This is a genomic window from Microbacterium sp. NPDC055665 (assembly GCF_053618035.1).
The window spans coordinates 69,264-78,159 of the sequence record NZ_JBSHGY010000012.1; the positions used below are offsets into that span (position 1 = coordinate 69,264).

Here is an 8,896-nt window from a genome sequence, read left to right on the forward strand (position 1 = left end):
GGGAATCGCCCTCTACGATCATCTGGTGATCACCGCGCTCGCCCCCGTCCGCTGGTTCCGCGAGTTCGGGCGCCCGCCGCGCATCCTCGGTCTGGATGTCGCTCGGGGACTGGCGATCCTCGGCATGGCCGGCGCGCACGTCGGCGAGACCGAGGCCTTCGAGTGGCTCGACCCGACGACGTGGACCGACCTCGTGCACGGGCGGTCGTCGATCCTCTTCGCACTCCTCGCCGGGGTGTCCATCGCCCTGATGACCGGACGCAGCGTGCTCCCCGAGCGCGAGCGCCTCCCGAGCATCCGCCTGAACCTGGTCGGGCGCGGGGCGGTGATCTTCCTGATCGGACTGGCCCTGGAGATGCTGAACACCCCCATCGCGGTGATCCTCACCCTGTACGGCATCCTCTATGTCGCGGTGATCCCGTTCCTCCGGTGGCGTCCGTGGCAGCTGCTGCTCGCCGCGGCCTTGCTCGCTCTCCTCGGCCCCGCGCTGCTCGCGTTCCTCGGTGCCGTGATGCTGCAGCCGTTCGGCACCGGGATCGGCTTCGTGCTCTACGGCACCTACCCGATCACGGTGTGGCTCGCCCTCGTTCTCGGCGGCATGGCGTTGGGGCGGATGCACGTCGAACGAGTGCGCACCGCCGTGATCGCACTCGCCGTCGGCGTCGTGCTCGCGGTCGTCGGCTACGGGCTCGGGGGCATCGGCCAGGCAGCGGGTTTCAGCACGCCTGCGGAGGACAGCAGTTCATCGTTCGTCGATTCCTCGTTCAGCGAGAGCTCCTTCGATGGGTCGTTCCCCGAGAGCGATGGCGGCGCGGTGTCGACGCCGAGCGGGTGGGAGGGGTATCCGCAGGCGCTGTCGGCGTCGGATCCACTGGGCGCGGTGCTCGCTGCCGTGTTCGCGGTCGAGCCGCACAGCGGCGGAACCGCCGAGGTGCTCGGCTCCGGTGGGTTCGCGCTCACGGTGATCGCGCTGTGCCTGCTGCTGAGCAGACCGCTGCGGTGGGTGCTGCTGCCGCTGGGTGCGCTGGGCTCCATGCCGCTGACGGCATACAGTGCGCACGTGCTGTCGATCACGCTCGTCGGCGGGCCTGGAGGTTTCTTCTCCAGCAACGCGTTCTGGGCAGCGACCGCCGTCGGTCTGCTGGTGGCGACGACGCTCTGGTCGATGTTCTTCGGCCGAGGACCGCTGGAACGATTCGTCGGTCGCGGGGCGGCTGCGATGGCGGCCGTCCCGCGGCGCTGACTGCCTGCCCTGACTTCTTTCTTCACCCGGCGGCCTCGACGTCGGATGCCGGTCATAGGCTGGAGCAATGAGTATTCCTGCACTCGAACTGAACGACGGCAATTCCATCCCGCAGCTCGGCTACGGCGTCTTCAAGGTGCCGCCGGCAGAGACCGAGCGCGCGGTGAGCGAGGCGCTCGAGATCGGCTACCGCCACATCGACACCGCCGCGATCTACGGCAACGAAGAGGGCGTCGGCGCCGCGATCGCGGCCGCCGGAATCGCCCGTGACGAGCTGTTCATCACGACCAAGCTCTGGAACGACCGCCACCACGACGACGAGCCGCGCGCGGCCATCGGCGAGAGCCTCGACAAGCTCGGCCTCGAGAAGGTCGACCTGTACCTGGTGCACTGGCCCACCCCGGCCAAGGACGACTACGTGCACGCCTTCGCGAAGCTCGTCGAACTCCGTGAGGCGGGTCTCACCCGCAGTATCGGCGTCTCGAACTTCCTGGTCCCGCACCTGGAGCGCACGGTGAAGGAGACCGGTGTCGTGCCGGCCGTGAACCAGATCGAGCTGCACCCCGCCTACCAGCAGCGCGACGTGGTCGCCTGGGCCGACGCGAACGGCGTCAAGATCGAGGCCTGGGGTCCGCTCGGTCAGGGCAAGTACGACCTGTTCGGCACCCCCGCGGTGGCGGACGCCGCAGCCGCGCACGGGGTCACCCCCGCGCAGGCCGTGCTGCGCTGGCACCTGCAGAAGGGGATCATCGTGTTCCCGAAGTCGGTGCGCGCGGAGCGCCTGCGCGAGAACCTCGACGTCTTCGGCTTCGAGCTGACCGACGCCGAGATCTCGGCGATCGACGCCCTCGACCCGCTCGACGGCTCGGGCCGTGTCGGCTCGCACCCGGACGAGGTCAACTGACCCCGGTCGCCCATTCCGGCCCTCGGGCCCACATGACGCCCCGTGTCGCTCCGCGCGACACGGGGCGTCGTCGTGAGTAGCTTCGAGGCATGACAGCTCCGTTCCGCGTCGTGGCCGTGTCGGGATCCCTGCACGAGCCGAGCAAGACGACCGCCCTCGTCCGCGCGATCACGGACGCGATCGCCGATCGTGCCGAGGTCGAGTCGCAGCTCATCGAGCTCACGCAGATCGGCCCGGGACTGGCCGGCGCGCTCCAGCGCGACCAGTTGCCGCCCGAGGTCGAGGCGCAGCTGCAGGCCATCGAGTCGGCCGACCTGCTGATCGTGGGCAGCCCCGTCTACCGCGCCTCGTTCACCGGACTCTTCAAGCACCTCTTCGACTTCGTCGGCCAGTACGACCTGGTGGGAAAGCCCGTGCTGCTCGCGGCGACCGGCGGCGGGGAGAAGCACGCGCTGATCATCGAGCACCAGCTGCGGCCGCTGTTCGCGTTCTTCCAGGCGCTCACCCTCCCGGTCGGGGTCTACGCCAGCAACACCGATTTCGACGGGTACGAGATCGCCTCGGATGTGCTGCAGGCGCGCATCGCGCTGGCCGCCGAGCGTGCCCTGCCGCTGGTCGGCTACGCGGCTGCGCGCCCGGTCGAGCTTCTCGTCAGCTGACCGCGCGCCCTCCCTACGGCGTAGCGTGAGGGCATGACGAACCGGCTCGCCGACACGCTCAGTCCGTACCTCCGCGCTCACGCCGACAACCCCGTCGACTGGTACCCGTGGGGTGAGGAGGCGTTTGTCGAAGCCCGGCGCCGCGACGTGCCGCTGCTGATCTCGATCGGCTACTCGACCTGCCACTGGTGCCATGTTATGGCGCGGGAGTCGTTCGCCGACCCCGACACCGCCGCCCTCATCAACGACGGTTTCGTGGCGGTGAAGGTCGACCGCGAGGAGCATCCGCACGTCGACGGCGCCTACATGGCCGCGGCCTCCGCCTTCACGCAGAATCTCGGCTGGCCGCTCACGGTCTTCACGACGCCTCGAGGTCGCACGTTCTATGCCGGCACTTACTGGCCGCCGGAAGCCCGTGGTCAGATGCCCGGGTTCCGCGACGTGCTCGCCGCGGTGCGGGAGGCCTGGACGCTGCGGCGCGCGCAGGCCGAGGAGTCGGCGGATGCCGTGACCGACGCCCTCGCTCGCGCGGCGAACTCCAGGCCCTCCGACCTGCCCGACGTGGTGGCGATCGCGACGGCGGCGGAGGCGATCGCGCAGCGGGAGGACCGCGTCTACGGCGGCTTCGGCGGCGCCCCGAAATTCCCCGTCGCCACCACGCTGCGGTTCCTGCAGCATCCGGTGGTGCGGGAGGGCGCTCCACAGGCGGCGGCGTCGGCGGCACGGGCGCTCGCTGCGATGGCGGGTTCCGACCTCCGCGATGCCGACGGCGGCTTCTTCCGCTACGCCACCCAGCGTGACTGGACCGTGCCGCACTATGAACGGATGCTCACCGACAACGCGCAGCTGCTCGACGTCGCGCGGGACGCGGGGGAGGAGTCCACGGTGCGAGGAATCGCCGCCTTCCTGGTCGACGTGCTGCGGCGCGACGGCGGTGGATTCGGTGCCGCGCAGGATTCCGAGTCGACGATCGACGGCGCCCGCAGCGAGGGCGGCTATTACATGCGTCCCGTCGCCGACCGGACGGGCCTGGAGCCTCCCGCCGTCGACGGCAAGGTGATCACGGGGTGGAACGGGCTCGCGATCGGCGCCCTCGCCCGGGCGGGGGCGGCCTACGGCGCACAGGGCTGGATCGACGCCGCCGCTGCCGCCGCCGACCACGTGCTGCGGGTCAATCGGAACGCCGCGGGTGCGCTCGTGCGCACATCGCTCGACGGCCGCGCATCCGCCGCCGTCGCGACGCCCGCAGACCTCGGGCTCCTCGCCGACGGCCTGTTCGCGCTCGCCCTGGCGACCGGGGACGCCGAGTGGGCCGTGACCGCACGCGGCATCCTCGACGACGCTCTCGCCGGCACCGGTGGCGACGATCCACTGCTCTCGGCGCAGGGGATCGCCACCTCTCCCGACCAGACCGACGGTGACCTGCCGTCCGATGCCGCAGCCGTTGCCGGGGCCGCGCTCACCGCTTGGTGGCTGGGTGCAGGAGACCGCTATCGCGAGGCCGCCGCCGCGACCGTGAGCGCCCTCGCGTCGCGCGCGATCGAGCAGCCTTTCGCCCACGGCACGCTGCTGCGGGTGGCGGCGGGCCTCGCCCTTCCGCCTCGGCAGCTCGTGGTGACGACGGCCGACCGCGACGGTGCGCTCGCCGCAGCAGCCCGGGCCGCGGATGCCGAGGCCATCGCCGTCGTCACTCCCGCGCAGGCGCAGGCGTTCGCCGCTGCCGGGTTCGAGCTGTTCGAGGGCAAGGACGCGTCCGCAGAGCGCGCCTACGACTGCCGTGCGTTCGTGTGCCGCCTGCCCGTGAGTGACCCGGCGGAGGTCTCCACCTCCCGCTGACACTCCGGCCGCGGTGCACAATCTGCACAGCGATTCCCCCGCAGGCACCGTCCGGTTGCGCGGGTTGCGCAGCATCCAATGAACCGATTGCCCAGTGCCCGGCATCCGTTCTACTGTTGCGCGACCCCACCCGCGATCACAGCAAGGATGCTCTGACGATGCCCCTCCCCACCCGCGCCGGACTCGACGCCGTTCCCGCGTACCGTCAGGGGCGCTCCGCCCCGGCCGGTGCGTCGAAGCTCTCCTCCAACGAATCGCCGCATCCGCCGCTCGCCTCGGTCGCACAGGCCGTGCGTGACCGGATCGACGGCATCAACCGCTACCCGGACATGAGTGCCGCCGCCCTTCGTGAGCGCCTCGCCGCCCGCTACGGCGTGGATCCCGCCGAGGTCACCGTCGGTGCGGGTTCGGTCGAGATCGCCGCGCAGCTCATCCACGCGGTGGCGGGCGACGGCGACGAGGTCGTCTTCGCCTGGCGGTCCTTCGAGGCGTACCCCTCGCTGGTCCGCATCGCCGGGGCCACGCCGGTGGCCGTGCCGCTCGACGCCGACCACGTGCACGACCTCGACGCGATGCTCGCCGCGATCACCCCGCGCACCCGCCTGATCTTGGTGTGCAACCCGAACAACCCCACCGGGACCGTTGTGGGCGCCGACGAGCTGGAGCGCTTCGTCGCCGCCGTGCCGCACGACGTGCTCGTGGTGATCGACGAGGCGTACGTGCACTTCGACACGACCGAGAGCCGCGGTGCCGGCATCGAGCTGTTCCGCCGCCACCCGCACGTGGCCGTGCTGCACACCTTCTCGAAGGCCTACGGGCTCGCCGGGCTCCGCATCGGCTATGCGATCGCCCCGGCTGCCGTCGCCGAGAACCAGCGCAAGGTCGCCGTGCCGTTCGGCGTGACCGACCTCGCCCAGACCGCCGCCCTCGCCTCGCTGGATGCCGAGGACGAGCTGGCCACACGCATCGGCGAGGTCATCGAGCAACGAGAGCGCCTGCACGACGTGCTCACCGTCGCGGGCTGGCCCGCCGTCCGCTCGCAGGCGAATTTCGTCTGGGTTCCGTCCGGCGGTCGCACCCCGGAGCTCGAGGAGCTGCTGCAGGCGGGAGGCGTGATCGCGCGGGCCTTCGCCGGGGAGGGGATCCGCATCTCCTCCGGCTCCTCGACCGACATCGATCGCGTGGAACAGGCGCTCACCGCATCCACTTCGGAGGCTGCTGCATGACTACCGAACTCCCGCCCACCACCACGACCACCAAGGGTCTGCATCCGGGGCTCACCCGTCGCCAGATCTCGATGATGGGGCTCGGCGGCGCGATCGGCGCCGGCCTGTTCGTCGGATCCGGGCAGGCGATCAGCATCGCCGGTCCCGCCGTCCTGGTCTCCTACCTCGTCGCCGGCGGCATCGTCGTGCTCGTGATGGCGATGCTCGCCGAGATGGTCGCGGCACGACCGAGCTCCGGTGCCTTCAGCTCGTACGCCCAGAAGGCGATGGGGCGCAGCGTCGGCAGCGCGGTCGGATGGCTCTACTGGATCCAGCTCGTCGTCGTGATCGCGGCCGAGGCGACGGGCGCCGGTGCGATCGTGGCCAACTGGACGCCGGGCATCCCCGCCTGGGTGTGGGTGCTGATCTTCGTCGTGGCGCTCACCGCGGTGAACCTGTTCGGCGTGCGCAACTACGGTCGCTTCGAGTTCTGGTTCGCGGCGATCAAGGTCGCGGCGATCATCGCCTTCCTCGTGGTGGGGGTGTGCGCGATCGTCGGGCTCATCCCGGGGGTGCCCGCGACCGGCATCGCGAACCTCGTCGACAACGGCGGCTTCGCCCCGAACGGCATCGCCGGCATCGCGGGTGCGCTGCTCATCGTGGTGTTCGCATTCGGAGGCACCGAGGTCGTTGCGATCGCCGCCGCCGAGTCGAACGACCCCGCACACAACATCCGCCGCATCGTGCGTGAGGTGCTCGTGCGCATCCTCGTCTTCTACGTCGGGTCGATCTTCGTGATCGTCGCGGTGCTGCCGTGGAACGACCCCGCGGTCAAGGACGGCCCGTTCTCGGCGGTGCTCGAAACCCTGAACGTGCCCGGCGTCGGCCTCGTGATGGACCTGATCGTGATCATCGCGCTGCTGTCGGCCATGAACGCGAACATCTACGGCGCCTCCCGCATGGCGTACTCGCTGGGGGAGCGCGGCCTCGCTCCGCTGGCCGCCACCCGCACGAGCCTCAAGGGCGTGCCGTTCGTCGCCGTGCTCGCCTCGGTCGCCTTCGGCTTCGTGACGGTGGGACTCAACTGGGCGTTCCCCGATGTCGTCCTGCCGGCCCTCCTCAACGTCGTCGGCTCGACGCTGCTCGTGATCTGGACGGCGACGGCGATCGCGCAGATCATCCTCCGCACTCGCGCGGACCGCGCGGGCGAGGAGATGCCGATGCGGATGTGGGGTTTCCCGTGGCTGTCCTGGTTCTGCCTGGTGCTGCTCGCCGCGGTGATCGCGCTCGCGATGATCGATGAGGCGGCGCGCATCCAGCTGCTGTTGACCCTCGCGCTCACCGGTGTGCTGCTCCTCGTCGCCCGGGCGACCAGGGGAGTCGCCCGGCCCGGCGTACCCCGGGAGTAGCCGATGCGCATCGATCGCCTCGACGCCCAGCTCATCCGGCTGCTCACCGAGTCGCCGCAGCTGCCGATCCTCGAGGTCGCGCGGCGGCTCGGGATCGCCCGCGGCACCGCGACGAGCCGTCTCGCGCGCCTGCATGAGGGCGGGGTGATCGAGGCGATCGTGCCGCGCGTCGACCCGGCCGGCTTCGGCTACGGCGTGGTCGCCTTCTGCCTGGTCGAGATCGATCAGAAGGTCGGGCACGACGAGGTGGCGACGGCCCTCGCCGACGCGGTGCCCGAAATCGTCGACATGCACACGGTCACGGGGGCGAGCGACATGCAATTGCGGCTGGTGGCGCGGGATGCCACCCGGCTGCAGGAGGTGCTCGACCGGGTCGCGCTCGTGCCCGGCGTCGCGCGCACGGCGTCATCGATCGCGATGCGCACGCACCTCTCCGGGCGCGTGCTCCCGCTGGTGGATCACGTCGCGACAGACGATCCCGCCTAGCGCCTCACACCCAGCCGGGCAGCCAGTTGTGCAGCAGCCAGAACTCGTACGGCACGCTCATCCCGGTCCACAGCGGCAGGAAGAACGCCGAGACGAGCACGACGAACACGAGGAAGATCATCACCGTGCGCTCGCCGGACTGCCGCCGGTACAACGGGTCCTCGCGCTTTCCGGCGATGATCCGCAGCGTCATCGCCAGCGCGAGGACGAGGAAGGGCATCATCACGACCGTGTAGAACTGGAAGATCGTGCGCTCGGGGAACATCAGCCACGGCAGGTAGGTGACGGCGAGTCCCACGAGCGGAACGGTCAGCTCCGGCCCGACCGGCTGTCGCGTGATCCAGCTGCGCACCAGCCGGTAGATCAGATACACGGCCGCAGCGACCCCGCCGTACCAGATGAGTGGATTGGGGACGGCGGAGATCACGCCGATGCAGTGATCCGTGCCGCAGCCTGAAGGGGAGGGGTCGACCCAGACCGCGGTCGGGCGCAGCAGCAGCGGCCACTCCCGCGCGGGGCTCGCATAGGGGTGCCCGCGGCTCAGGCCGACGTGGAATCCGAGCATCGACTCGTGGTACTTCCACAGCGCGAGCAGGGGGTTGGCGTCGCTCTTGCGGTCGTAGCCGCCGGCGGTGACGAGCCACCCGGACCAGCTGACGAGGTAGACCGCGAGAGCAGGGAAGACGAGCAGCACGAAGGAGACGGGACCCTGGCGGAAGGCGGCGGCGGTCGGCCACAGCACCACACCCGCGCGGCGTCGAGCGAGTGCATCGGTGACCACGACGTACAGTCCGAAGCCGGCGAGGACGTACAGTCCCGACCACTTCACGGCGCACGCCGCACCCAGGGCGAGCCCCGCGGAGATCAGCCAGGGGCGCCGCCACAGGACGGGTCCCCAGAACGGATCCGGTGCGTCGGGGTCGCGTCTCTCGAGCACGGGGATCGTCCGCTGCCGGTCGATCAGCACGAACAGCACGCCGAGCAGGATGAAGAAGGTGAGGATGCCGTCGAGCAGGGCGATCCGGCTCATCACGATGCTGAGCCCATCGATCGCGAGCAGGGTGCCGGCCACGCTCGCGACGACCACCGAGCCGCTGAGGCGCCGGGCGATGAGATACACCAGCAGCACGGAACCCGCGCCGAACAGGGCCGTG

Annotated in this window: 8 protein-coding genes; 7 read left to right on the forward strand and 1 reads right to left on the reverse strand. The window is 70.6% G+C overall.

Annotated elements, in window-relative coordinates:
• Positions 1–25: 25 nt before the first annotated feature.
• The 7 genes from ACWGO6_RS17615 to ACWGO6_RS17645 all read left to right on the forward strand — a co-directional run bounded on the left by ACWGO6_RS17615 (position 26) and on the right by ACWGO6_RS17645 (position 7,742).
• The gene (locus ACWGO6_RS17615; RefSeq protein ID WP_452327477.1) at positions 26–1,243 is read left to right on the forward strand and encodes a heparan-alpha-glucosaminide N-acetyltransferase domain-containing protein; all 1,218 of its coding nucleotides are present in this window, start codon (positions 26–28) and stop codon (positions 1,241–1,243) included.
• A 67-nt stretch (positions 1,244–1,310) separates the two neighbouring features.
• Positions 1,311–2,147, forward strand: coding sequence for an aldo/keto reductase (locus ACWGO6_RS17620; protein ID WP_452327478.1), 837 nt, complete (start codon positions 1,311–1,313; stop codon positions 2,145–2,147).
• 89 nt (positions 2,148–2,236) lie between these two features.
• The gene (gene msuE, locus ACWGO6_RS17625; protein WP_136040848.1) at positions 2,237–2,806 is read left to right on the forward strand and encodes an FMN reductase; all 570 of its coding nucleotides are present in this window, start codon (positions 2,237–2,239) and stop codon (positions 2,804–2,806) included.
• Positions 2,807–2,839: 33 nt separating this feature from the next.
• Complete coding sequence (locus tag ACWGO6_RS17630; protein ID WP_136040847.1) at positions 2,840–4,642, forward strand: thioredoxin domain-containing protein; 1,803 nt, start codon at positions 2,840–2,842, stop codon at positions 4,640–4,642.
• 158 nt (positions 4,643–4,800) lie between these two features.
• Entirely contained in the window at positions 4,801–5,868 is a 1,068-nt protein-coding gene (gene hisC / locus ACWGO6_RS17635) for a histidinol-phosphate transaminase (protein ID WP_136040846.1), read from the forward strand.
• Entirely contained in the window at positions 5,865–7,256 is a 1,392-nt protein-coding gene (locus ACWGO6_RS17640) for an amino acid permease (RefSeq protein ID WP_452327479.1), read from the forward strand. The genes hisC and ACWGO6_RS17640 overlap by 4 nt, the downstream gene beginning before the upstream one ends.
• A gap of 3 nt (positions 7,257–7,259) precedes the next feature.
• Positions 7,260–7,742, forward strand: coding sequence for an Lrp/AsnC family transcriptional regulator (locus tag ACWGO6_RS17645; RefSeq protein WP_029262641.1), 483 nt, complete (start codon positions 7,260–7,262; stop codon positions 7,740–7,742).
• 4 nt (positions 7,743–7,746) lie between these two features.
• Here the strand turns inward: ACWGO6_RS17645 and ACWGO6_RS17650 are convergent.
• A partial coding sequence (locus tag ACWGO6_RS17650; RefSeq protein WP_452327480.1) for a dolichyl-phosphate-mannose--protein mannosyltransferase occupies positions 7,747–8,896 on the reverse strand: 1,150 nt, incomplete at its 5' end.